Origin of the sequence: Saccharothrix espanaensis DSM 44229 (assembly GCF_000328705.1) — a bacterium.
Lineage (GTDB): Bacteria > Actinomycetota > Actinomycetes > Mycobacteriales > Pseudonocardiaceae > Actinosynnema > Actinosynnema espanaense.
In genome coordinates, this window is the sequence record NC_019673.1 from 1,156,156 (window position 1) to 1,182,139 (window position 25,984).

The 25,984-nt window shown below is 72.6% G+C and carries 14 protein-coding genes; 11 read left to right on the forward strand and 3 right to left on the reverse strand.

The genetic code is table 11. The annotated features are described in order from the left end of the window. The first annotated feature begins 61 nt into the window (after positions 1-61). From BN6_RS05465 to BN6_RS05490, 6 genes are all read left to right on the forward strand, one after another. Positions 62-1,042, forward strand: coding sequence for a WxL protein peptidoglycan domain-containing protein (locus BN6_RS05465; protein ID WP_015098548.1), 981 nt, complete (start codon positions 62-64; stop codon positions 1,040-1,042). Next, positions 1,029-1,757 carry a hypothetical protein gene (locus BN6_RS05470; protein WP_015098549.1) on the forward strand — a complete coding sequence of 243 codons (729 nt, stop codon included), beginning with the start codon at positions 1,029-1,031 and terminating at the stop codon, positions 1,755-1,757. The genes BN6_RS05465 and BN6_RS05470 overlap by 14 nt, the downstream gene beginning before the upstream one ends. 27 nt (positions 1,758-1,784) lie before the next feature. Next, a complete protein-coding gene (locus BN6_RS47620) occupies positions 1,785-3,263 on the forward strand; it encodes an LPXTG cell wall anchor domain-containing protein (protein ID WP_015098550.1) in 1,479 nt (492 codons plus the stop codon). Positions 3,264-3,330: 67 nt separating this feature from the next. Beyond that, positions 3,331-4,245: a sortase gene (locus BN6_RS05480; protein WP_015098551.1), complete on the forward strand. Its 915-nt coding sequence runs from the start codon at positions 3,331-3,333 to the stop codon at positions 4,243-4,245. A 70-nt stretch (positions 4,246-4,315) separates the two neighbouring features. Beyond that, complete coding sequence (locus tag BN6_RS05485) at positions 4,316-5,104, forward strand: phosphate ABC transporter ATP-binding protein (protein ID WP_197540301.1); 789 nt, start codon at positions 4,316-4,318, stop codon at positions 5,102-5,104. Between the two features lie 69 nt (positions 5,105-5,173). Next, positions 5,174-6,154, forward strand: coding sequence for a GNAT family N-acetyltransferase (locus BN6_RS05490; RefSeq protein ID WP_015098553.1), 981 nt, complete (start codon positions 5,174-5,176; stop codon positions 6,152-6,154). Positions 6,155-6,310: 156 nt separating this feature from the next. Here the strand turns inward: BN6_RS05490 and BN6_RS05495 are convergent, their stop codons facing one another. From BN6_RS05495 to BN6_RS05505, 3 genes are all read right to left on the reverse strand, one after another. Beyond that, positions 6,311-8,347, reverse strand: a complete 2,037-nt coding sequence (locus tag BN6_RS05495; protein ID WP_015098554.1) for an iron ABC transporter permease — start codon at positions 8,345-8,347, stop codon at positions 6,311-6,313. Between the two features lies 1 nt (position 8,348). Beyond that, on the reverse strand, positions 8,349-9,314 hold the full coding sequence (locus BN6_RS05500; protein WP_015098555.1) for an ABC transporter substrate-binding protein: 966 nt from the start codon (positions 9,312-9,314) through the stop codon (positions 8,349-8,351). Between the two features lie 144 nt (positions 9,315-9,458). Then, positions 9,459-10,280, reverse strand: a complete 822-nt coding sequence (locus BN6_RS05505) for an ABC transporter ATP-binding protein (protein WP_015098556.1) — start codon at positions 10,278-10,280, stop codon at positions 9,459-9,461. 453 nt (positions 10,281-10,733) lie between these two features. On the opposite strand from BN6_RS05505, the gene BN6_RS05510 reads away from it, so the two are divergent. From BN6_RS05510 to BN6_RS05525, 5 genes are all read left to right on the forward strand, one after another. After that, positions 10,734-12,950, forward strand: a complete 2,217-nt coding sequence (locus tag BN6_RS05510; RefSeq protein WP_015098557.1) for a terpene synthase family protein — start codon at positions 10,734-10,736, stop codon at positions 12,948-12,950. A gap of 93 nt (positions 12,951-13,043) precedes the next feature. Then, positions 13,044-14,462 (forward strand): AfsR/SARP family transcriptional regulator, encoded by a 1,419-nt coding sequence (locus BN6_RS47625; protein WP_051075446.1) that lies wholly within the window; start codon positions 13,044-13,046, stop codon positions 14,460-14,462. Further along, entirely contained in the window at positions 14,381-15,976 is a 1,596-nt protein-coding gene (locus BN6_RS43285) for a tetratricopeptide repeat protein (RefSeq protein WP_051075447.1), read from the forward strand. The genes BN6_RS47625 and BN6_RS43285 overlap by 82 nt, the downstream gene beginning before the upstream one ends. A gap of 4 nt (positions 15,977-15,980) precedes the next feature. Continuing rightward, a complete protein-coding gene (locus tag BN6_RS05520; protein WP_015098560.1) occupies positions 15,981-16,259 on the forward strand; it encodes a hypothetical protein in 279 nt (92 codons plus the stop codon). Positions 16,260-16,456: 197 nt separating this feature from the next. Next, positions 16,457-25,984: an RHS repeat-associated core domain-containing protein gene (locus BN6_RS05525; protein ID WP_015098561.1), complete on the forward strand. Its 9,528-nt coding sequence runs from the start codon at positions 16,457-16,459 to the stop codon at positions 25,982-25,984.

Consider the following 25,984-nt stretch of genomic DNA (forward strand, 5'->3'; position numbering starts at 1 on the left):
TCGGAACCACGGTGGGGGCGGGCTTCCCGTCCGTCCCCACCCTCCACAAAGGACTATGCAGATGATCTGGCGCCGCGCGTTGGTGCTCGCCGTCCTGGCGCTCGGGCTCGCCGTCCCGCAGCCCGCGCAGGCGGCCGGGCCGACCACGTTCGGGGTGCGCCCGGCGACCGCGCAGGCGCCGGACACCCGCAACAACTTCAGCTACAGCGCCACGCCCGGCGCCGTCGTCAAGGACCACGTGGCGGTGTCCAACGTCGCCGAGGAGCCGGTGACGCTGCGGGTCTACGCCAGCGACGCCTTCAACACCCCCGACGGCGGGTTCGACCTGCTCGCGGCGGGCAAGGACCCGGTGGACGTCGGCCGGTGGTCCAAGGTCGACAAGAACGAGGTGGTCCTCCCGGGCCGCACCACGGCCATCGTGCCGTTCACGCTGACCGTCCCGACCAACGCCACGCCCGGCGACCACACCGGCGGTATCGTCGCGTCGCTCACCACCGAGGCGACCAACGCCGAAGGCCAGAAGGTCGCCGTCGAGCAGCGCGTGGGGGCGCGGGTCTACCTGCGCGTCTCCGGCGACCTCCGGCCGGGCCTGGCGGTCGAGGACTTCACCGCGTCGTACTCGGGCAGCCTGTTCGGCCTCGGGACGACGGCGGTGGGCTACACCGTGCGCAACACCGGCAACGTCCGGTTGGGCGGCCGGCAGCAGGTGCGCGTCGAGACCCCCTGGGGCTCCGTCACCGACGGCCCCGCCCTCCCGGACCTGCCGGAACTGCTGCCGGGCAGCACCCGCCGGGTGGAGACCGCGGTGGACGGGGTGCTGCCCGCCGGCTGGGTGACCGCCCGCGTGCACGTCGACCCGGTCGCGCCGCAGGCCGTCGAACCCGCGCCGGCCGCCGTCGACGCGAGCGCCACCACCGCCGCGGTGCCGTGGCCGCTGGTGGCCCTGCTGCTGCTGGTCGCGGCCTTCCTGGTCCACCGGCGGCTGCGCCGCAAGCCCACCGCTCCCGAACCGCTGCCGGAGGCCGAACATGTCCCCGCGTGACCGCTTGTCGTTGGCCGGTCTGGTGTTCGCGCTGTGCGCGCTGTTCCCCGGCGTCGCGCAGGCCGCGCCGCTGGGCGACCTGGTGGTGACGCCCGGCGAGAGCAGGGACGCCGCTCCGGTGCGCATCGCCACCTCCGCCGGGTGCCCGAAGGCCGCCGACGGCTACGTCGCCACGATGCGCGGCGCGGGACTGCCCGCCGAGGGCCTGGTGATCGTGGCCAACAGCGATGTCGGGCTGTCCCACGACCACGCCTTCGAGGTGCCGGTCGCGTTGACGTTCAAGGACTTCGCGGCCGACAACAACGTGACGTTCAGCGGGAAGTACGAGCTGGCGCTGTCCTGCATCGACTCGTTCACCCAGCAGGACCACGGCGGGTTCACCGGCACGCTGGACTTCGTCGAGCCGGCCCGGTACGTGGCCCTGGGCCCGGCGAAGGGCCCGCAACGCCCGACCGCGCCGCTGGTCGTGCCCGTCGACCCGCCCGCACCCGGCGGCGAGCAGGCCACCCCGCCCGCCTCGGGCAATCCCGCCCCGCCCGCCTCGGGCGATCCCGCCCCGCCCGCCGAGCAGGAGCAGCCGGCCCAGCCGCAGGCCGCCGCGCCGGTGCAGACCGGTGGCGGACAACCGTTGCTGTACATCGCGATCGGGGTCGTCGGGGCCGTCGCGGTGATCGCGGCCGGGTCCTTCCTGCGCCGCCGCCGGTCCACTGACTGATCCACCCTGAACACGGAGGAAACGCTCATGCGCAAGCGCCAACTGGTGGCGGCCTCGGCGGCGGTGCTGGCCGCAGTCGGCACCGCGGTGGTCCTCACCGCGGCACCCGGTCAGGCCGAACCCCCGGTCGCCACGCTGGGCAGCCTCAGCGTCGACCCGGCCACCGGCAAGGACGTGCAGGCCCCCACGTACACCACGTCGGCGGGCTGCTCGGCGGACTCGGACGGCTACAACCTGTTCGTCTACGGCCCCGGCGGCTTCGAGAACGGCCTGATCGGCACCACGCCGACCGATGTCGGCTTCTCGACCGGCAACCCGATCACCGTGTTGCAGGGCCAGTCGTTCAAGGACATCGCGGTCGACAACAGCACGACCATCAAGCCGGGCGTGTACACGATCGTCGTGAACTGCGTGGACATGTTCTCCACCGAGGTCAAGGGCACGTTCACCCGCAAGCTGTGGTTCACCGACGCCACCAACTTCCGGTCGACGGACCCGGACGAGCCCACCTCGACCACGACGACCACCACCACGACCACCACCACGGAACCGACGACCACGACGACGGAACCGACCACCACCACGACGGAACCGACCACGACGACCACGGAACCGACCACCACGACGACCGAGCCGACCACCACCACGACGGAACCGACCACGACGACCACGGAACCGACGACCACCACGACGGAACCGACGACCACCACCACCGAACCCACCACGACGACCACCGAGCCGACCACCACGACCACGGAACCGACGACGACCACGACCGAACCGACGACCACGACCACGACCACCACCACGACGACCACGACGACCACCACCGCGCCGACGACCGAGCCGACGACGACCACGACTCAGCCGACGACGACCACGACCACCGCGCCCGGCCGCACGCTGACCCCGAACAAGAACAGCGGCAAGGACGTGGAAGCGCCTCGGTACACGACGTCCGAGGGCTGCGGCACGGACAACGCCGCCGACATGGTCAACCTGATCATCAGCGGCCCCGGCGTGTTCAAGGACGGCCTGGCGGGCTCGGGCAGCACGGACGTCGGCTTCTCCAAGACCGACCCGATCACCCTCCAGCAGGAGCAGAGCTTCAAGGACCTGGCGAAGGACGCCGAGGGCGAGATCGTGCCCGGTGCCTACGTCGTGACGCTGAACTGCGTGGACGGCTTCGTGGGCACGGTGTTCCGCAGCTTCGCGGTCGGCCTGAGGTTCACCACCGCCACGGACTGGGAGGTTGTCGGCCCCGTCGAGCCGACGACCACCACGACCACGACGACCACCACCACCTCGGGCGGCGCCACCACCGACCCGAACACCACCGACCCGACGACCGACCCGACCACCACCACGGACCCGGCCGGCACCGACCCGCAGGCCGGTGGCCTGGCGGACACCGGTGCCAGCGTCGGCTTCCTGGTGCTGATCGGCGGCCTGCTGCTGGCCGGCGGTGGCCTCGTGTTCGTGGCCGCGCGCAGGCGTCGGGCCTGATGCTCACCGCCCGGACCGCGCCCACCGCGCGGTCCGGGCGTCCGTCGTGGAAAGGACCGCCGTGACCATGGTCGCCGAACCGCCGCCCCCCGCCCCGCCGATCCCGCTGCCCCCACCGGCACCGCTGCCGCCGCGCGGCAACCCCGGGCTGCGGCTGGCCGGTCAGATGGTGGTCATCGTGGGCGGGCTGATGCTGTGCTTCGTGGTGCAGTTCGCGGCCCTGGGCACGCTCAAGCACGGCCGTGACCAGAACCGGGCGCACGAGGAACTGCGGGTGCTGCTCGCCAACGCCACCGCGCCGGTCTCGGCGGTGGACGAGGGCGGCCGGCTGCTCGACTCCGGGACGCCCCTGGGCATCCTGGAGATCCCCCGGCTGGGCGTGCGCGAGGTGATCGGCGAGGGCACGTCGGCGCGCGCGCTGAAGTCCGGTCCCGGCCACCTGCGGGACACGCCGATGCCCGGCCAGGCCGGGGGCAGCGTGATCCTGGGCCGGCGCGCCGGGTACGGCGGTCCGTTCGCGCAGTTGGACAAGCTCACGCCGGGTGACGTGGTCAAGGTGACCACCGGGCAGGGCGAGCACACGTTCCGGGTGCAGGGCACGCGCCGCGCGGGCGACCCGCAGCGGCACGTGCCGCAGGCGGGCAAGGGCGGGCTGACCCTGGCCACCGCGGACGGGTCGTACTTCCTGCCCACCGACGTGCTGTGGGTGGACGCGAAGCTGACCTCCGACGTGCAGCCGAACTCCGGCGCGCTGCCGAAGTTCGCGGTGCCGGACAACGAGCAGGTGATGGCGGGCGACCAGGAGGCGCTGGTGCCGGTCGCGCTGTGGGCGCTGGTGCTGGCGGCGGGCGCGATCGCCGTGGTGTTCCTGCACGTCCGCGTCGGGCGGTGGCAGGCGTGGGTGGTGGGCGTGCCGCTGCTGGGCGCGCTCGGCATCACGCTCGCCGACCAGGCCGCCGCGCTGCTGCCGAACCTGATCTAGGAGACCGAAGATGACCCAGACCACGACCCAGGCGATGACCCGGACCACAACCCAGGCGATGACCCGGACCATGGTGCCCACCGGCCAGGCGGCGCTGGACGCGCGGGAGATCTCGGCCTGGTTCGGGGACCGCAAGGTGCTCGACCGGGTGTCGCTGGCGATGCCCGCCGGGTCGGTGACCGCGCTGATCGGCCCGTCCGGCTGCGGCAAGTCCACGTTCCTGCGCACCCTCAACCGGATGCACGAGCTGATCCCGTCGGCGTCGCTGGCGGGCGAGGTGCTGCTGTTCGGCAAGGACGTCTACGACCCGGGCGTGAAGCTGACCGACGCCCGCCGCGAGATCGGCATGGTCTTCCAGAAGCCGAACCCGTTCCCGGCCATGTCGATCTACGACAACGTGGTCGCGGGCCTGAAGCTGACCGGCGGGCGGGCGCGGCGGGCGGAGAAGGACGCGCTGGTCGAGGAGTGCCTGGGCAAGGCGGGCCTGTGGGTCGAGGTCCGGGACCGGCTGCGCCAGCCCGGCGGGGCGCTGTCGGGCGGCCAGCAGCAGCGGCTGTGCATCGCGCGGTCGCTGGCGGTGCGGCCCAGGGTGCTGCTGATGGACGAGCCGTGCTCGGCGCTGGACCCCACGTCGACGCGGCGGATCGAGCAGACCATCCACGAACTGGCGCACGAGGTGACGATCGTGATCGTCACGCACAACATGCAGCAGGCGGCGCGGGTCTCGCAGCAGTGCGCGTTCTTCCTGGCCGAGCAGGGCACGCCGGGCGTGATCGTCGAGGCGGGCGACACGAAGACCATCTTCGAGGCCCCGTCCGACCAGCGCACCGCCGACTACGTGCACGGCCGCTTCGGCTGAAAACCCCCGCACCCGACCCGGGTGTTGCGCCACAATGGCCGACCGGGGTGGTGGAGCGCGGGGGTCGCGGTGGACGTCGTGGAGCTGGACCCGCATCGGGCGGGGATCGAGGAGTTGGCGGAGTACTACCGGGTCCGGCAGGACGGCCGGGACCCGGAGGACGACGACAGACCGGACTTCGAGGCCGCGGTCGAGCGGATGCGCAACCCGTTCCCCGGCCTCGGTGAGGCGTCGTTCCGCCTGGTCCGCGATGCGGGCACGGCCGTGGCCGTGGCGTACCTGCGGTTCCCGGAGGACCAGAACGCGCACATCGTCGTCGTGGACGTGATCGTGCACCCGGACCACCGCCGGCGCGGCGTGGGCACGAAGGTGCTGCGGCACCTGGCGGCGGAGTTCGCCGCGCGGGGCCGCCGGGTGGTCGAGGGCTGGCTGGTGCCCGAGGACGGTCCGGGCGACCTGTGGGGCCGGGGGCTGGGCTTCCGCACGGTCCGCGCCATCGCCCGGCTGCGACTGGACCTCGCCACGGCCGACCGCGCGCTGTGGGACGTGCCGCCGCCCGCCGGGTACCGGGTGGCGCGGTGGCCGGTCGCCGTGCCGGAGGAGTACCTGGAGTCCTACGCGGTGGCGCGCGGCGCGATCCACGACGCCCCGATCGGCCAGACCGAGTTCCGCCCACCGGAGTGGACCGCCGAGCGCGTCCGGGAGTACGAGGCGCAGGCCCGTGAGCAGGGCAACGACCAGCGCGTGGTCGTCGCACTGCACGGCGACACCGTGGTCGGCCTGAGCGAGGTGCTCATCGTGCCGCACCACCCGCAGGAGTGCTACCAGGGCGACACGGCCGTCCTGACGGCCCACCGGGGCCACCGGATCGGCCTGTGGCTCAAGGGCGAGATGGCCCGCTGGCTCACCGAGGACCGCCCGGAGGTGCGCCGGCTGTCCACCGCGACCGAAGGCGACAACGACCACATGATCCGGGTCAACCACGAGATGGGCTTCCGGTCGCTCACGTCGTCGCTGGTGATCGCCTGCCCGGTCGCCGACCTGCGCTGAGGGGTCCTGCGACGGTCTACGCCGACCGCGCTACGACCACGACAAGTACCGTCGACGCCTGCGCGCCACGGGAATCGCGCCTCGGATCGCCCGTCACGGTGAACCCCCACGGCTCCTACCGACACGTCCAGCGATTCTGTCAGGACCTCCGAGGGGTCAGCGCGCTTCCCTGGTGCGCCACAGCAGCAGCACGAAGTACGGCGTCCCGACCAGCGCGATGACCAGCCCGGCCGGCACCTGGGCCGGCGCGATCACGGTGCGGCCCAACGTGTCCGCGAGGCTCACCAGCACCGCGCCGACGGCCGCCGCCACCGGCAGGACCCGGGCGTGCCGGCCGCCGACCAGCGACCGCGCCAGGTGCGGCGCGACCAGCCCGACGAACGCCACCACGCCGATCGCCGACACCGCGGCCGCCGCCAGGATCCCGGCCGACACCAGCACCACCAGCCGCGACCGCTCCACCCGCAGCCCCAGCACGCGCGGCGTGTCGTCGTCGAGGACGTGCAGGTCGAGTTCCCGCTGCCGGGCCCACAACAGCGGCGTGAGCACGACCAGCGCCACCGCCACCGGCAGCACCTGCTCCAGCGTCCGCCCGTAGGTGGAGCCGGACAGCCAGGTCAGCGCCTTGGCCGAGTTGTACGGGTCGGAGGTCACGATCAGCAGGGTGATCAGCGCCATCCCGCCGGACCACATCGCGATGCCGATGACCACCAGCCGGTCCGGGTCCAGCCCCGAGCGCCACGCCAGCCCGTAGACCAGCGCGAACGCCGCCGCCGCGCCGAGCCCGGCGGCACCGGCGATCTGCCACGCCCCGGCCAGCGGCACGAGCGTGATCAGCGTGATCGCACCGACGCCCGCGCCGGCCGTGATGCCCAGCAGACCGGGCTCCGCCAACGGGTTGCGGCTCACCGACTGGATCCCGCAGCCCGACACGGCCAGCGCCGCGCCGGCCGTCAACGCCGCCAGCACCCGCGGCAGCCGTTGGTCCAGCACGAAGGTCAGCGCGGTGCCGGTCCGCCCGCCGACCCAGTTGACCAGGTCGCCCAGCAGCACCAGCCGGTCGCCGAACAGCATCCCGGCCACCGGGGCGAGCACCACCAGCGCGGTCAGCACGCCGCCGACCACGGCCAGCCGCCGCCGCGACCCGGCCACGCCGACCCGTCCGGCGGGAGCCGCCCGACCCGCCCGGCCGGACGACGTGCGCCCGCGCCGCGCCAGCCAGATCAGCACCACCGCGCCGAGCAACGTCGTCATGACGCCGGTCGGCACGCGCAGCGCCTCGGCCGAGCCCAGCACCGCGCGCAGCAGCACGTCCGCGCCCACCACGAGCAGCACGCCGACCAGACCGGACACCGGCAGCAGCACCCGGTGGCGGCCCAGCTTCGGCGCGACCGGCACGAGCAGCTTCACGATCACCGGCGCGCACAGCCCGACGAACCCGACCGGCCCGGCCACGGTCACCGCCGCGGCGGTCAGCGCCACGGTCAGCAGCACCGTGCCGATCCGGGTCCGGCGCACCCGCAGCCCGAGCACGGCGGCGTTGTCGTCGCCCAGCGCCAGCACGTCCAGCGACCGCCCCATGGCGACCAGCGCCAGCACGGCGAGCGCCACGACGGGCGTCATCCGCGCGGTGGCGTCGAGGTTCGCGACGGTGAGCGACCCGCTGCCCCAGGCGAACAGCCCGGAGGTCTCCTGCTCGTACATCAGCAGCAGCAGGATGGTCAGCGACTGCAACGCCAGCGCGACCGCCGACCCCACCAGCACCAGCCGGGGACTGGTTCCCCCGCCGCCGGACAGGCCGAGCACGAACGCCGCCGCGCCGAGGCCGCCGACGAACGCGGCACCGCCGGCGGGCAGCGTGGGCAGGCTCAGCCCGAACGCGGCGATCGCGACCACGGCCAGGTGCGCGCCCGCGTTGACCGCGAGGGTGTCCGGCGAGGCCAGCGGGTTGCGCGCCACGGACTGCATGCCCGCGCCGGCCACGCCCAGCGCGACGCCGAGCAGCAGCGCGGTGAGCAGGCGCGGCACCCGGGACCCGGCGAGGACCGCGTGGGTCTCCGGGGTGCCTTGTCCGACAAGGGCTTGGAGCACGTCGAAGACGCCGGTGGCGGACGTGCCCTGGGTGAGGTGGACGGCGGAGAGCACGACGATGAGCGCCGCGATCCCCGCCGTCACGGCGGCGGTGCGGACCACGTCAGGCGGTGACGGCCTTGGCGATCTGGTCGGCGAGCGCGCCGACCGTCCTCGGCCCGCCGAACATCCAGGTGCCCGACGCCAGCTTGGTGATCTTCTTCGAGGTCACGAACGGCAGCCGCTGCCACACCGGGTTCTGCTCCAGGCCGGTGGCGAACACGTCCTCCTCGGAGGCCACGTAGAACATGACGGTCTTCGGGTCGGTCACCGCGGTCAGGCCCTCGACGTCGGTCTGGCCCAGCCCCCACTGCGAGTCGACCTGGCCGGTCCAGGTGTTCTTCAGGCCGACCTGCTCGGCGATGTCGGAGATCAGCGAGCCCTTGCCGAACGGGCGGATGCTGACCGTGCTGCCCTCCAGCCAGCCGTCGGCCATCAGGAACGGGGTGCCGGTGGCGCCCTTGGCCTCGACGGCCTTCTTGCCCTCGGCGAGCTTGGCGTCCATGTCGGAGAGCAGCTTGTCGCCCTCGGCGGACTTGCCGACGGCCTTGGCGATGATCTTCACGTCGTCACGCAGCCGGTCGAGGTTGCGGGTGGCGTCGCTGGTCTTGGTCACCAGGACCGGGACGTACTTCTCCAGCTGCGGCACCAGGGTCGACTCGCGCTCCTCGGCCATCACCACGACGTCCGGGTTGAGCGCGACGATCGCGTCCACGCTGGGCTCGTTGCGCTTGCCGACGTCCTTGACCGAGGCGTCCAGCGTGACCGCGGTGTCCCAGACCTTGAAGCCCGCCACGTCGGCCACGCCGACCGGCTGCACGCCCAGCGAGGCCACGATCTCGGCCTCGGCCCACTCCAGCGCGACGACCTTCGTGGCGGGTGCCTTGAGCTCCACGGCCTTGCCCCGCGAGTCGGTCACCGTCACCGGGCCGCCGGCCGCGGCGGTCTCGCCGGTGGACGGGGCGTTCTCCGTCGTGCCGCAGGCGGTCAACGCGATCGCGGCGGCCGCGATCAGGGCGGGGATGCGCATGGTGCTCTTCTCCGTTGTGGTTTCGGGCGGAGTGCTCCTCGGGCGGAGCGTTCTCGGGTGGGGTGCTTTGGGGTGGGGTGCTTTGGGGTGGGGTGCTTCGGGTGGGGTGCTCTGGGTGGACTGCTTTGGGGTGGGTGCTGCCGGTCAGACGGGGCGGGGCGTGTGCCGGCCCAGCGGGCGGCAGTGGATGGCCCCGGTCACCGGGTCGTCGGCGACGTGGACCGCGATGCCGTAGGCCTCGCTGAGGTGCGCCGGGGTGAGGACGTCGCGGACGTCGCCGGCCGCGACCACCCGGCCCTCGTTGAGCAGCACCACCCGGTCGGCGATGATCGCCGCGTGGTCCAGGTCGTGCAGCACCACGCCCACCGCCACGTCGTGGTCGTTCGCCAGGTCGCGGACGACGTCGAGGACCTCGACCTGGTAGCGCAGGTCGAGGTGGTTGGTGGGTTCGTCCAGCAGCAGCGCGGAGGTCTCCTGCGCCAGGCAGGAGGCCAGCCAGACGCGCTGAAGCTCGCCGCCGGACAGCTCGTCCACGCCGCGCTCGGCCATGTCGGTCACGCCGGTCAGCGCCATGGCGCGGTCGACCGCGGCGGCCCCGTCGGTGTCGACGCCGCGCCAGCCGGAGCGGTACGGGTAGCGCCCGTAGCCGACGACGTCGCGCACGGACACCCCGGACGGGGTGGGGCGGTGCTGGGTGAGCAGCGTGACGTTGCGGGCGAACTCCTTGCCGGACAACGCCGAGCCGTGCCAGACCCGGCGCTCGCCGAGCTGGACGTCGCCGTCCTTCGGCTTGTGCAGCCGGGCCAGCGAGCGCAGCACCGTGGACTTGCCCGAGCCGTTGGGCCCGACCAGCGCCGTCACGGTGCCGCGGTGCAGTTCGAGCGAGACGCCGTGCACGACGGTGCGGTCGTGGTGTGCGAGCACCAGACCGTGACCGGCCAGCAGCGCGCCATCGCCCTTGGACATGAAGGGGAGCCTAACCTAAGCCGCTGATTAACCCATCCGGGCGTGATCTACTGCACTCTTCGGTCGAGTTGATCACTCTCCGGGGTTGCTCCTCGGGCGCGCCTGCCACGTGACGTGTACTCACCACGGACCGCGACCGGCACCACCACAACGGTCGAGACGCCGCCGTGGCCCGCCCCGCTTCGGAACCCCGCACCCCGGCCCGCCGCACGACCCGAAGTGGCACGTCGGAAGCGTCTCCACGGCCCGTGCGGCCGGCTCGCCCCGCGCCGCACCCGCAAAGTGCGGACACCCTGGGCACCCCGGCGTTGCGCCAAGGGGGCGACACCGCTGCCCGAACGTGTGGAACCGGCGCTGGGGGGCTTGGCCGACACACCCCGCGACTGGTTGCGTGCTCCCAGTATTCGTGTGGTCATCGGAATCGCGCGACCACCCAGAGGAAGGCACCAACCGATGCAGCCGTTCCAGTTGCCGGAGTTCTACATGCCCCACCCGGCGCGGCTGAACGCGAACCTGGAGCGCGCGCGGACCCACAGCAAGGGGTGGGCGCACCGGATGGACTTCATCGACGTGCCGCAGCACGGCACGGTGATCTGGACCGACGACGACCTCGACTCGCACGACTACGCCCTGCTCTGCGCGTACACCCACCCGGACGCCACGGCGGACGACCTGGACCTGGTCACCGACTGGTACGTCTGGGTCTTCTACTTCGACGACCACTTCGTGGAGCTGTACAAGCGCAACCCGGACGACATCCAGGGCGCGAAGGCCTACCTCGACCGGCTGCCGCTGTTCATGCCGGTCGACGGGGTGATCACCGAGGAGCCGACGAACCCGGTCGAGAAGGGTCTCAAGGACCTCTGGGAGCGGACCGTCCCGGCGCACTCGATGGACTGGCGGCGGCGCTTCGCCGACAACACCAAGCACCTGCTGGACGAGTCGATGTGGGAGCTGCTCAACATCAGCGAGGGACGGCTGTCCAACCCGCTGGAGTACATCGAGATGCGGCGCAAGGTCGGCGGCGCGCCGTGGAGCGCGAACCTGGTCGAGCACGTCACCGGCCTGGAGGTGCCCGCGCGGATCGCGCTGTCGCGCCCGCTGGGCGTCCTGCGGGACACCTTCTCCGACGCCGTGCACCTGCGCAACGACCTGTTCTCCTACGAGCGCGAGGTGCTCGACGAGGGCGAGCTGAGCAACGGCGTCCTGGTGCTGGAGAAGTTCCTCGACATCCCGACCCAGGAGGCCGCCGAGGCGGTCAACGACCTGCTCACCTCGCGGCTGCACCAGTTCGAGCACACCGCCGTCACCGAGGTCCCGCCGCTGCTGGACGAGCACGGCATCGACCCGCTGGGCCGGCTGGCCGTCGGCGCGTACGTGAAGGGCCTGCAGGACTGGCAGTCCGGCGGCCACGAGTGGCACATGCGGTCCAGCCGGTACATGAACAAGGGCGCGCTGCACGCGAACCCGGTGCTCGGCGGTCCGACGGGGCTGGGCACGCAGGCGCTGCGCTCGCTGGTTGCCACCGCGCCGCAGCGGCTGCGCTCGTACACGCGGGTCCCGTTCACCGCTGTGCCGCCGCTGCCCGCGCCGAAGTCCGTGCTGGAGATGCCGTACCCGCTCACCGTCAGCCCGCACTGGCACGACGCCAAGGAGGCCAGCGTCCGCTGGTCGGCCGAGATGGGTCTGTTCGACGACGGCTTCGGCATCTGGACCGAGGAGAAGGTGCGGGACTACGACTTCGCGCTGTGCTCGGCGGGCATCGACCCGGACGCCACGGCGGCCGAGCTGGAGATCTCGGCGATGTGGCTGACCTGGGGCACCTACGGCGACGACTACTACCCGAGGGTGTACGGCAAGGCGTCGGACATGGGCGCGGCGCGGGTCGCGACCGGGCGCCTCAAGCAGCTGCTCGCGGTCGAGGGGCCGGCCCCGATCGCGCCGGTCAACCCGATGGAGCGCAGCCTGGCCGACCTCTGGGCGCGGACCACCGCCCCGATGCCGCCGGTCAACCGGGAGAAGCTGCGCGCGGCGCTGGTGGTGATGCTGGACAGCTGGGTGTGGGAGCTGAAGAACCAGCACGAGCACCGCGTGCCGGACCCGGTGGACTACGTCGAGATGCGCCGGCAGACGTTCGGCTCGGACCTGACGATGAGCCTGGCCCGGTTCGGCCACGGGGGTCTGATCCCGGACGAGATCTACCGGACGCGCGCCATCCGCAACATCGAGAACTCCGCGATCGACTACGCGACCATGCTCAACGACCTGTACTCGGTGCGCAAGGAGGTGCAGTACGAGAGCGAGGTGCACAACATGGTCGTGGTGGCCTCGACGTTCCTCGACATCGACCTCGAACGCGCCTACGCGATCACCGCCGACCTGGCCAACCAGCGGCTGCGGCAGTTCCAGCACAGCGTCGACCACGAGCTCCCCGCGCTGTTCGAGGAATTCGACCTGGAGGCCGACCAGCGCGCCGCGCTGACCCGGCACGCGGACGAGCTCAAGGACTGGGTGGCGGGCATCCTGCACTGGCACGAGGAGGTCGACCGGTACCGCGAGTCCGCGTTGCAGCGGCACTTCGCCGGTCACCAAACCCTTGCGCCCCAGGCGTTCCGGGGTCCGACCGGGTTGGGCACGGCGAGTACCCGGATCTTGGTGAACAACGGGTAACGGGTGCGTTGACGTCCAATTTCTATTAATTGAACAATGATCGCGGCGTGATTCACGGAACTTTTTCCGGCAATTCGTGAATCCGGTGGCATCATGGCGATCGTGACCGAGGGGCGGGTGCGGTACCGGTTGCTCGGACCGGTTACCGCACACCTCGACGGCCACCAGGTCCGGCTCGGCGGCCCCAAGCAGCGGTCCGTGCTGGCCGCCCTGCTGCTCAACGCCGGCCGGGTGGTCTCCGAGGAGCAGCTGATCGGGCTGGTCTGGGACGGCGAACCGCCCTCCAGCGCCCGCGGCCAGCTCCAGGTCCGCGTCTGGGAACTGCGCAAGCTGCTCGGCAAGGCGGCGATCGTCCGCCGCGCGCCCGGCTACCTGGTCGAGGTCCGCCCCGACCAGCTCGACCTGCTGGAGTTCGCCGACCACGTCACCGCCGCCCGCGCCGACCTGGCGCAGGGCCGCGCCGAGGCGGGCATCGCCACCCTGCGCGCGGCGCTGGCGCTCTGGGCGGGCCCGGTGCTCGGCGGCACCACCGACGCCCTGGTGGAACGCGAGGCCCGGCTGCTCGAAGAGCGCCGGATGGCCGCGCTGGAAGACCTGTTCGACGCCGAGCTGACCGCCGGCCGGCACGCCGAGGTCATCGGCGAACTGCGCCGCGCCGGCGAGGAGTACCCGTTCCGCGAACGCCTCCAGGCCGCGCTCCTGCTCGCCCTGCACCGCTCCGGCCGCACCTCCGAGGCGCTGGCCGCCTACGCCGGCACCCGGCAGCGGTTCGCCGACGAGCTGGGCATCGAACCCGGCCGCGCCCTGCAGGACCTGCACGTCCAGGTGTTGCGGGGCGACGACCCCGCACCGCCGGTCGACCCCGCGCCGCCGGTCACCCCCGCGCAGCTCCCGCACGACGTGCGCGGCTTCACCGGCCGCACCGCCCAGCTCGCCCGGCTCGACACCGGCGACCTCTGGGTGATCACCGGCCCGCCGGGCGTCGGCAAGACGGCGCTCGCCGTGCGCTGGTCGCACCGGGCGCGGGGCCGCTTCCCGGACGGCCAGCTCTACCTCGACCTGCGCGGGTTCGACGCCGACCACGACCCGGTCGCGCCCGCCGCCGCGCTGGCCCAGCTCCTGCGCGCGCTCGGCGTCCGGCACCTGCCCGCCGCGGTGGACGAGCTGGCCGCGCTGTACCGGAGTTCGCTCGCCGACCGGCGGGTCCTGGTGGTGCTGGACAACGCCCGCGACGGCGACCAGGTCCGGCCGCTGCTGCCGCCGGCGGGCACCGCGCTGGTCACCAGCCGGCACCGGCTCGGCGACCTGGTCGCGCAGACCGGCGCGGGCGCGCTGCCGCTGACCGTGCTGCCCGCCGAGGACTCCCGCGCCCTGCTGCGCGGCGCGCTCGGCGACGTGGACGCGGCGGCCGTGGACGAGCTGGCCGCGCTGTGCGGCCACCTCCCGCTGGCGCGTGCGGAGTCGCCGCGGCCAACCTCGGCGGCGACCCGGCCCACACCGTCGCCGACCTGACCGCCGAGCTGCGCCGAGGCCCGCTCGCCGGGCTCACCGTGGACGGGGCCGACGAGAGCCCGCTGACCCGGGCGTTCCAGGTGTCGCTCGACGCGCTGCCGGCCGCGCCGCGCCGGCTGTTCGCGCTGCTCGGGCTGGTCCCCGGGCCGGACTTCACGGCCCGCGGGTGCGCCGCGCTGCTGGGCGCGCCGGTGCCCGAGGCGGCCCGCCTGCTGCGCCGGCTGGCCGCCGCGCACCTGGTGGAGCAGCACGTGCCCGGCCGGTACCGGCAGCACGACCTGGTCCGCGACTTCGCCCGCGCGCAGCCCGCCGAGCCCGGCGCGTGGGACCGGCTGGTCGCGTTCCACCTGGCCGCGGTGGACGCCGTGGACGGGCACTTCAGCCGGCACCCGCTGCGGCTGCCCCGCGAGTCCGCACCGGCCTGCGTGGTCGGGTTCGCCGACTCGGCCGAGGCGGTGGCGTGGCTGGAGGCCGAGCAGGACAACCTGACCGCCCTGCTGCGCCAGGCCGCCGTCCAGGGACCGCACCCGACGGCGTGGTACCTGGCCGACGCGATCCGCTCGGTGTTCCTGCACCGGGGGCTGCGCGCGGAGTGGTTGGCGGTCGCGGTCCCGGTGCTGGCGGCGGCGCGGGGCGTGCCCCGGGTCGAGGCGCTGATGTTGCAGAGCATCGGCGCGGCGTGCGTGCACCTGGGGCGGCGGCAGGAGGCCGTGCGGCACCTGGAGGCCGCGCTGGCGGCGCACCGCCGGTGCCGGTGGCCCGAGGGCGAGGCGGCGACGGTGAACAGCCTGGGCATCGCGCTGCTGGCGTGCGGCCGGCTCGGCGACGCGGCCGACCTGTTCACCCGGGCGCTCGCGCTGGAGACGGCGAACGGGTCGCCGACCGGCCGGATGATGGCGTTGAACAACCTCGGTTTCGTGCACCGGCAGCTGGGCGAGCTGGCCGAGGCCATCGGGCACCTCGACCTGGCGCTGGAGCTGAGCGCGCGGGAGCGGTCGAGCTGGGGCGAGGCGGTGGCGCGGGTCAACCTCGGTTACGTGCGCCGGCTGCTGGGCGACCCGGCGGGGGCTCGCGAGCACCTGCTGGCGGCGTGCGCACTGCACCGGGGCCTGGGAAACCGGTACGGCGAGGCGTCCGCGCTGGTCGGGCTGAGCGTGGTGCACGCCGACCTGGGCCAGCACGCGCAGGCGCGGGCGGACGCCGAGGCGGCGCTCGCGGTGGCCCGCCAGGAGGCGAACCGGGACACCGAGGTCGGCGCGCTGACCGCACTCGGCCGCGCGCTGGCGGCGTCGGGCTCGGTGGTCGACGCGGAGGCGCTGCACCGCCAGGCCGTCGAGATCGCCCGGCGGTGGGGCTCGCCGTGGCACGTGGCGGAGGCGTCGGCGGGGTTGTGCGTGACGTTGGGGTTGCGCGGGTTGCCGGAGGCGTCGGTGCTGGCGGCGGAGACGTTGGCGTTGGCGCGCGGCCATCGGATCGTGCTGGCCGACGAGGAGAGCCTGCTCGCCCTCGCCTGAGCCGGTGTGCCGGTCCGTCGCGTTGTGGGCGGCTCACGTCGTGCTGCGGCGCCTTTCCCGACTGCCGGTGTGGTGGGCGCCGATCCTGTCGCGCGGCAGATCGTCGGGCGCCGGGCGGTGGGGCTCGCCGTGGCACGTGGCGGAGGCGTCGGCGGGGTTGTGCGTGACGTTGGGGTTGCGCGGGTTGCCGGAGGCGTCGGTGCTGGCGGCGGAGACGTTGGCGTTGGCGCGCGGCCACCGGATCGTGCTGGCCGACGAGGAAAGCCTGCTCGCCCTCGCCTGAGCCCGCGCGTCTCCTGGCTGAGCCCGCGCGCCTTCGGCCGGATCCAGCCGACCGCCGGTGCACCTCTCGCTGCTCGTCCCTCCGCGCATCTTCGCACGTCAACGGCTCCCTTTCGGTCGTGGAAGCGGAACGGAACCGGCGTGGAAGCGGGCCCGCCTAGCGTCGCTGCGCTGCGCAAAGTCGACTGGGGGAGCGGTATGTCGTCGCGGAAGCGGGATGTCGGGTTGCTCGGGCTGCTGTGGACGTCCACACCGGCCAAGCTGACGGCCCTGACGCTGGTCGTCGCGGTCACCGCGACGGCCGGGGGTGACGCGGTCAACGGCTGGGGCGGGTCGGCGGAGTACGCCGCCGACGCCATCACCCAACCCGGACCCGCCCAGCGGTGGGGCACCGCGCAGGCCGGCGGGCACCTCGAAGGCGAGCCGGCCAACCACACCGTGCCCACGTCGCTGCGCGGCCGGTACCCCAAGGTCGACTGGGACGTCCAGCCGCACAACACGGCGACCACCGAGGACCCGCCCGCCACCGGGACCACCGGCTACGAGCAGGGCAAGAGCACCGAGCGCCCGGAGGCCCGCAGCCGGTACGAACGGGTCTACCGCAACCCCGACGGCACCGAGACCACCGAGTTCTCCGCCACCCCGGTCAACTACCGCGACGGCGACCGCTGGCAGCCGATCGACCCGAACCTGGTACCCACCGACCAGGGCTGGCACAACGCCGCCGACCAGGTCGACGTCCGGATCGCCGACCGCTCCGACGCGCCGGACCTGGCCACCCTGGTCGTGGACCAGGACCACCAGGTCTCCTACGGCCTCGCCGACGCCCGCCGCGCGGACGGCCGGGTCGACGGCAGCACGGTCACCTACCGCGACGTCCAGTCCACTGTGGACGTGAAGCTGGAGTCCACGGCCGGTGGTGTCAAGGAGACCCTGGTCCTCAACACGCCCGGGTCGCCGACCAGCTTCGTGTTCCCGTTGACGCTCAAGGGCCTCACGCCCCGGATCGCCGACAACCAGGTGGTGCTCGCCGACGCGTCCGGCACGACCCGCGCGGTGATCCCGCCCGGCGACATGGTCGACGCCGACAACAACCGCTCGACCGCCGTCACCTACCGGCTGATCACCCGCGACAACCGGCCCGCGCTCCAGGTCGACCTCGACCAGAACTGGCTGAAGAGCGCCAAGTTCCCGGTCGCCGTCGACCCGACCGTGCAGCTCCCGGTCGAGGGCGCGAACGCCGACAGCAGCATGTACGTGAACGGGTCGTCCTCCTCACCGGGCGGCACCACGCTGCTGGTCGGCGACAACGCCGCGTCCTACCTGAAGTTCGGCGGCCTGGTCGACAAGCTGCGCCACCACACGATCTTCGGCGCGCAGCTCTGGCTGGTGAACTACGACTCCGACTCGTGCAAGCCGCGCGAGGTCCGGGTGCACCCGGTGACCGGCGGCTGGACCTCCGGCGGCTCCTACTCCTACCCCGGCCCGGCGGTCGGTGGCGAGCTGGCGTCCCGGTCGTTCGCGCACGGCCACATCGCGTTCGGCGACTCGTCCTCGAAGTGCCCGACCGCCGGCGAACTGGTGAACCTCGGCACCGGCGGCCGCGACCTGGTGCAGAAGTGGGTCGACGGCACGCAGGCCAACGACGGCATCTCGCTGCGGGCCGGCGGTTCGCTGTCGGGCAAGAAGTTCACCGGCCCGGCCACCGCCAACCCGCCGAAGCTGTTCGTCACGCACAGCCCGTACAACGCGACCTACGCCCTGGCCGACCCGGTGCCCGACCCGCCGGTGCTGCAGAACCAGGACGGCAAGGTCAAGATCGCGGTCACCAACAAGAGCGCCGCGAACTGGGCCCCGGGCGACTACTACCTGGCCTACCGCGCCTACAACGCCAAGACCGGCGCGTCGGTGACCCAGCAGCGGTCGGCGAACCTGCCGGGCACGGTCAACCGCAACGCCCGCGTCACGCTCGACGCGACGGTCAAGGCGTTGCCGCCGGGCAAGTACTTCCTCGACTTCACCATGGTCAAGACCGGCGGCCCGGTGTTCACCGACCACCAGGTGCCGCCCGGCCGGATCGTGCTGGAGGTCTTCGACATCCCGCCGGTGGTGCAGGAGCTGTACCCGCCCAACGGCTACCGCGCGCCCACCCTCACCCCGCAGCTCTGGGCGCGGGCGCTGGACATCGACGCGCCGCCGTCGGTCTCGATGCAGTTCAAGTTCGAGGTGTGCGAGCGCGACAAGGACGGCAAGCCGGTCAACTGCACCAACTCCGGCTACCAGGCCAAACCCGCGTGGACCGTGCCCGCCGGCACGCTGGCGTGGAGCAAGGCCTACGACTGGCGGGCCTACGTCAAGGACGCGAACAACGAGATCACCTCGCCCTACTCGACCGTGCTGACCGCCGTGCCGCAGCCCGAGATCACCTCGCGCCTGGCGGGCGGCACGGCGGCCGACGAGGACCAGGACTTCGACCCGCAGTCGGGCAACTTCTCCACGGCGGCCGTCGACGCGTCGGTCACCACGGTCGGCCCGGAGCTGCGCCTGGTGCGCACCTACAACAGCCTCGACCCGCGCCGGGACGGCCTGTTCGGCGCGGGCTGGAGCACCCGGTACGACATGAAGCTGGTGCCGGACGACGACGGCTCCGGCAACGTCGTGATCACCTACCCGGACGGCCGCCAGGTCCGGTTCGGGCGCAACGCCAACGGCACGTACTCCGCGCCGTTCGGCCGCACGGCCCAGCTCACCGTCGACAGCGCCGCGTGGAAGCTGCTCGACACCGCGGGCACCACCTACCAGTTCTCGTTGAACGGCAGGCTGAACCGGATCACCGACAGCGCCAACCGCTCGGTCGTGCTGACCTACAACACGACCGACGGCAAGCTCGCCAAGGCCCAGGTGTCCAACAGCCAGACCAACACGGCGGGCCGGTTCCTCGCGTTCGGCTGGACCGGGAACCGCGTCACCAGCGTGAAGTCCGACCAGACGACGTGGACCTACACCTACACCGGCGACCTGCTGACCAAGGTGTGCGGCACCGGCTGCACCACCTACGAGCACAGCGCCGGCACGCACTACCGCAGCTCCGTGCTGGACTCGCGCCCCGAGTCGTACTGGCGGCTGGGCGAGCCGGACGGCACGGCCGCCGCCAGTGAGGTCGCGGTCAACCTCGGCAAGGACGCGGCCACCTACAAGAACATCACGCTCGGCACGGCCGGCGCGGTCACCGGCAACACGGCGGCGACCTTCAACGGCACCGGCTCCGCCGTCGAACTGCCCAAGGGCACCTTGAAGAAGAGCCGTGACGGTGCGGTCGAGCTGTGGTTCAAGGCGTCGGTCACGGGCGCGGGCGGCCCGTTGCTCGGCTACCAGGACAAGGCGCTCGGCAGCACGTCCACGACCGGCGTGCCGGTGCTCTACGTCGGCACGGACGGCAAGCTGCGCGGCCAGTTCGGCACCGGCAGCATCGCGCCCATCACCTCCGCCGCCGCCGTGAACGACGGCAAGTGGCACCACGTCGTGCTGTCGTCCATGGGGGACAAGCAGACCCTGTACCTGGACGGCGCGAAGGCCGGTGAGCTGGCCGGCAAGCCGATCGACCACTCGCTGCTGACGTTCAACCAGGTCGGCGCGGCCTACGCGACCGGCACGTGGCCCGCGTGGGGTGCCACGCCGCAGCGCCACTTCGCGGGCGTGATCGACGAGGTGGCCTACTACACCGGTCCGGTCGGTCCGCAGAGCGCTTCCGCGCACCGCAACGCGAGCAACCAAGCCGACCAGCTCTCGAAGATCACCCTGCCGAGCGGGAAGACCGCGACGACGGTCGCCTACGACACCACCCTGGACCGGGTGCGCGAGTACACCGACGAGAACGGCGGCACGTGGAAGATCGGCCCGCCCGCGGTCTACGGCGGTGACGACGACCTGCGCGGCACGGTCGAGGTGCTGGACCCGGCGAACCGGCCCAGCCTCTACGAGTACGACGCGATCGGCGGCTGGCTGCTGCGGCTCGGCCGGCCGCTCGGCCTGGAGGCCCGCCCCGAGGACCGGCCCGGCCCGCCGACGACCACCCCGGTCCCGCCGACCGAGACGTGCGGCAGGCCGGACCCGAACGACCCGGCGTTCTGCACCACGATCCCCGGCAACTCCGGCGGCCCGGTGTTCGTCCGCTACAACACCGAGGGCATGAGCATCCGGTCGTACTCCTACGACGACAACGGCCAGCTCACGACCGTGACCGACGAGAACGGCGACACCGTCGGCCTGACCTACGACAGCCGGGGCAACATCGCGTCCCGCAGGACGTGCCGCGCGGCGAACGACTGCCAGACCTCGTACGAGACCTACCCGACGACCGTCACCAGCGAGTTCGACCCGCGCAACTTCCTGCCCGCGGAGTCGCGCGACGGCCGTTCGGCCAACGCCACCGACACCACCTACCGCACGACCTACAGCTACCACCCGACCGGCCAGCTCGCGCAGGAAACCGGCCCGGACGGCAGTTTCGTCAAGCACACCTACACCACGGGCGCGGAAGCGGCGGTCAACGGCGGCAACCCGCCCGCCGCCCTGCTTGCGTCCACTGTGGACGCTCGCGGCAAGACGACCCGGTTCGCCTACTACGCCAACGGCGACCTGGCACGGATCACCGGGCCGAGCGGGCTGGTCACCGAGTACGGCTACGACAACGTCGGCCGCCGCACGTCGGCCAAGCAGATCTCGGACACCTTCCCCCACGGCGTCGTCACCACCTACACCTACGACGCCATGTCACGGCCCGCGACCGAGACCGGCCCGGTCACCACGGACGCCGTGACCGGCCGCAAGCACCAGAAGCGCAGCACGACCACCTACGACGCGGACGGCAACGCCACCCAGGTCGAAGTGGTCGACGTGCAGGGCAACGACCCGCCGCGCACCACCAAGTACGAGTACGACTCGCACAACCGGATGGTCCGCGTGACCGACGCCGAGGGCGGTGAACGGTCCTACGAGTACGACGTGTTCGGCCTGCGGACCTCGGACACCGACCCGAACGGCAACCGGGTCGACTACGCCTACACCTCCCGCAACGACATCGCCGAGGTGCGGATCCGGGACTGGCGCAGCGACCCGGCGGGCGCGCCCGCGACCGACGGCACCCTGCTCCTCCGGTCGCTGTCCTACGACTTCGCCGGCCGCCTGGCGAGCGAGACCGACGCCATGGGCCGGCGCACCGAGTTCCAGTACTGGGGCGACGGGTCGTTGCGCCGCAAGGTGCTCAAGGACTTCCACAACCCGGACGGCAGCAAGCGCGACTTCGTGCTGGAGGAGAACACCTACGACGGCGCGGGCAACCTGGTCCGCAGGGCGACCGGCAACGGCAAGTCCGTCACCGAGCACACGATCGACCGGTCCGGCCGCGTCGCCACCGCGACCGTCGACCCGGCCGGGCTCAAGCGCTACACGACGTTCTCCTACGACGGCAACGACAACGTGACCCGGACCGTCACCACCGGCAACCCGTCGAACGTGCCGTGGGCGGTGTCCGCGACGCCGGAGACCGTCGACTACCGGTACGACGACGCCGGGAACGTGGTGGAGGAGTCCGTCACCGACGGGGCCACCACCCGCACCACGACGTTCGGCTACGACCAGCGCGGCCACCAGACCTGGGTCGAGGACCCGCGCCAGAACACCACGACCTACACGTTCGACGAACTGGGCCGGCAGGTCACCGAGTCCGGCGCGGCGGTGTCGGTGGAGCGCGACGGCGGCCCGGCGAGCACGGCGATCCCGACCGTGAAGACCGGTTACAGCACGTACGACGAGGTCGCGGCGGTCGCCGACGAACTCGGCAACACCACGACGAACACCTACGACAAGCTGGGCCGGCTGACCGTCACCGCCGATCCGGGCTACACCCCGCCGGGGTCGACGCAGGCGATCACCGCGACCCTGCGCGCGTCCTACGACGGCAACGGCAACGTCACCGAACTGGTCGACGCCCGGAACAACGCCACCCGGTTCACCTACGACCAGTTGGACCGCCCGGTGGTCAAGGACCTCCCGGCGCACAGCGGTCGCGCGCTGTGGCGCTACGCCTACAGCAGGTCCGGGCGGCTGCTCTCGGAGACCGCGCCGACCGGCGCGCGGGTCGAGACGACCTACGACGACCTGGACCGGCCGATCACCGGCACCGAGTACGAGCGCAAGCCCACCACCGGCACGTACACGTCGTGGCGGCGCTTCGACGACCTGGGCAACGTGACCTCGGACGTCACCCCGTCCGGCGCGTCGGTGGCCAACACCTACGACACCCTGGGCCAACTGGTCAAGACCGTCGACCCGGCGGGCGTGCCGACGCACTACGGCTACGACCGCGCCGGCAACCGGGTCCGGGTCACCGACGGCCTGGGCCGCACCACGCAGACCGGCTTCGACCCGTTCGGCGACAAGGTCTCCGAGGCCGAGCTGAAGCCGGACGGCACCCCGTTGCGCAGCACCAGGTTCGGCCACGACGTGGTCGGCAACCTCACCAGCGTCACCGACGCCAGGCAGAACACCACGACCTTCGAGTTCGACGCCGGCAACCGCCTGGTCAAGCAGCTCGAACCCGAGGGCGTCACGCAGGCGTTCGGCTACGACGCGGCCGGCAACCTCACCCGGTACACCGACGCGCGCGGCAACACGACCATCACCACCTACAACTCGTTGGGGCTGCCCGAGAAGGTGATCGAGCCCGCCACGGCGACGCACCCGGACGACCGCACGTGGACCACCGAGTACGACGCGAACGGCAACCAGGTCAAGCTCACCGCGCCCGGCAACGTCGTGCGCACCCTGACCTACGACGCCGCCAACCAGCTCACCGGCGAGACCGGGACCGGCGCGGAAGCCCCGACCAGCGCCCGGGACATCGCCTACGACCCGATGGGCCGCACGGTCCGGGTCAACGACGACACCTACACCTACGACGACCGGGGCAACCTGATCGCCACCGCCGGCCCGGCCGGCAGCGCCGAGTTCGGCTTCGACGGCGACCGGAACCCGGTGTCCCGCAGGGACGCGGCGGGCACCTCGGCCTACACCTACGTCAAGGGCCGCCTGGCCACGGTGGCCGAGGGCCTGGCCGGGGTCACCCAGACCTACGGCTACGACGCCTCCGGTGCGGTGAAGACCATCGGCTACGGGGCCGGGCGCACCAGGACGTTCGGCTACGACGACGCCGGCCGCCAGGTCTCCGACGTGCTGGCGGGCAGCGCCGGGACGATCGCGTCCACCGGCTACGGCTACGACGACAACGGCCAGATCACCAGCAAGACCGCCAACGGCGTCGAGACCACCTACAGCTACGACGACGTCGGCCGGCTGACCGGCGAGACCACCAACGGCACCACCACCGCCTACGAGTGGGACAAGGCGGGCAACCGCACCAAGGCCGGCGCGAAGACCGCCGCCTACGACGAGCGCAACCGGCTGCTCTCCGACGGCGACTACACCTACTCCCACACCGCGCGCGGCACGGTCGCCGGGCGCACCAGCTCCGGCCACACCGAGCCGTTCACGTTCGACGCGTTCGACCGGATGACCGTGGGCGCGGGCCAGAAGTACACCTACGACGGCCTGGACCGGGTCGCCACCCGCAACGGCACGGCGTTCACCTACGCCGGCGGGGCCGACGAGGTCGTGTCGGACGGCAGCGGCACGTTCGCCCGCGGCCCGGGTGACGAGCTGCTGGCCACCAAGAAGGGCGACACCAAGCGGGTCCCGGTCGCGAACGGGCACGGCGACGTGGTCGGCGCGTTCGCCCCGGACGGCCAGAACCTCAGCGACAGCACCGCCTACGACGCGTTCGGCAAGGTCACCGCGAAGACCGGCGACACCGGCGCGCTGGGCTACCAGGGCGACTGGACCGACCCGGCCACCGGGCACGTCGACATGGGCGCGCGCTGGTACAACCCGGCGACCGGCGGGTTCGACTCGCGTGACGACATCCCGTTCCAGGGCGGGGACTCGGTGCGCGCCAACCGGTACGCGTACGGCGCGGCCGACCCGGTCGGCCAGGTCGACCCGGACGGGCACTGGTCGTGGCCGTGGGACTGGTTCGACGACGATGACGACGAGCCGTCCACCACGGTCGTGATGCAGGACTGCTACTTCTCCTGCAACACCGAGTACTCGATGTACCTGGCGATCATGAGGCAGGCCGAGGTGCAGGGCTGCCTGGCTCGTGGCGGCAAGAACTGCGGCGGCCACAAGTCCCAGAAGCCGCCGCGCACCACCTACCCGTCCTACGCGCCCGGCCCGTCCTACAGCGGTCGCGGCGGTGGCGGCGGGAGCTGCGGTGCCTGCTACAACCCGAGCGCGGCCGAGCGCGCGGAGGCGGCCCGGCGCGCCGAGCACGCCCGCAAGCAGCGGGTGACGGCGCAGGCCCGTGCGGCGGCGCAGTACTCCGCCCGGCACACTCCGCGCACGGTCGCCGGCGCGGCCGTCAAGCCGGTGCTGAACATGCCGAAGACGGTGTCCTCCAACGCGAAGCTGCCCGCCAACCAGGTCGGCGCGAACAAGGACGTGGTGGCCGACGCCAAGCGCGGCACCGACCGCATCTACCAGGCGGCGGTGCAGAAAGCCGGCCAGGTCGTGCAGAACACGTCCAAGGCCAGTCGGCCCGGCTCGGGTTCCGGGGGCGGCGGGTTCTCCTGGAAGTGGCAGGGCTGGAAGAACGAGGGCCTCGGCCTCCTGAAGGGGCTCGGCGAGATCACCGGCATCTCCGACGGCGTGCGCTGCGTCAAGGACGGCGACGGCGAGAGCTGCCTGTGGGCGCTGGCCACCGTCGGCGGCCTGATGCTGGGCGGGGTGCCCGGTGTCCTCGTGCGCGGCGCGAAGGGCGTCAAGTACGGCGTCAAGTACGGCGACGACATCGCCAACGCCGCCTGCTCGATCGTCGGCGGCAACAGCTTCGCGGGCGACACCCCGGTCCGGATGGGCGACGGGACCACCAAGCCGATCAGCGAGATCGCGGTGGGCGAGCAGGTCGCCGCCGTCGACCCGACCACCGGGCGGTCCGGGGCGCACGAGGTCACCGACCTGATCCGCGGCACGGGCGAGAAGCGGATGGTCGAGCTGACCATCACGCTCGACGGCCGCACGTCCACCCTGACCACCACCGCCGGCCACCCGTTCTGGGCCGACGGCGCGTGGGCCGAGGCGGACGAACTCCGGGCGGGCCAACACCTCTACGAAGGTGTGGTGGTCGCCACGCGGACGTGGACCGAGTCCCGCTCGGTCTACAACCTGACCGTGGACACGCTGCACACGTTCCAGGTCGTCTCCGGCGACGCGGACGTGCTGGTCCACAACAAGGGCAAGTGCGGCAAGGCGCTGGAGAAGGTCGGCAACGGCCTGCGCTCGGCCAAGAACGGCGTCGTCACCGGAGCACGGGCCGTCCGCGACGGCGTCGGCAAGGGTGCCGCCGCGGTCGGCCGGGGCATCTCGGCCGGCGCGACGCAGGTCAAGAACGGCGCCAAGTGGCTCGCGGAAGCCCTGGTCACCAGCCCCGCCAAGTACGTCCGGGCCAACCCGCGCCGGTTCTTCTTCAAGTGCGTCGGCAAACCCGCGAGCGCGCTGGGCATCGGCTACATGCTCGACCAGACCGGGATCGGCGTGACCGCGGCGGCGATCATGGCCTCCAACTGCGCGTGGGACATGTTCCACGACGCCTCGCCCACCCTCAAGCCCTAA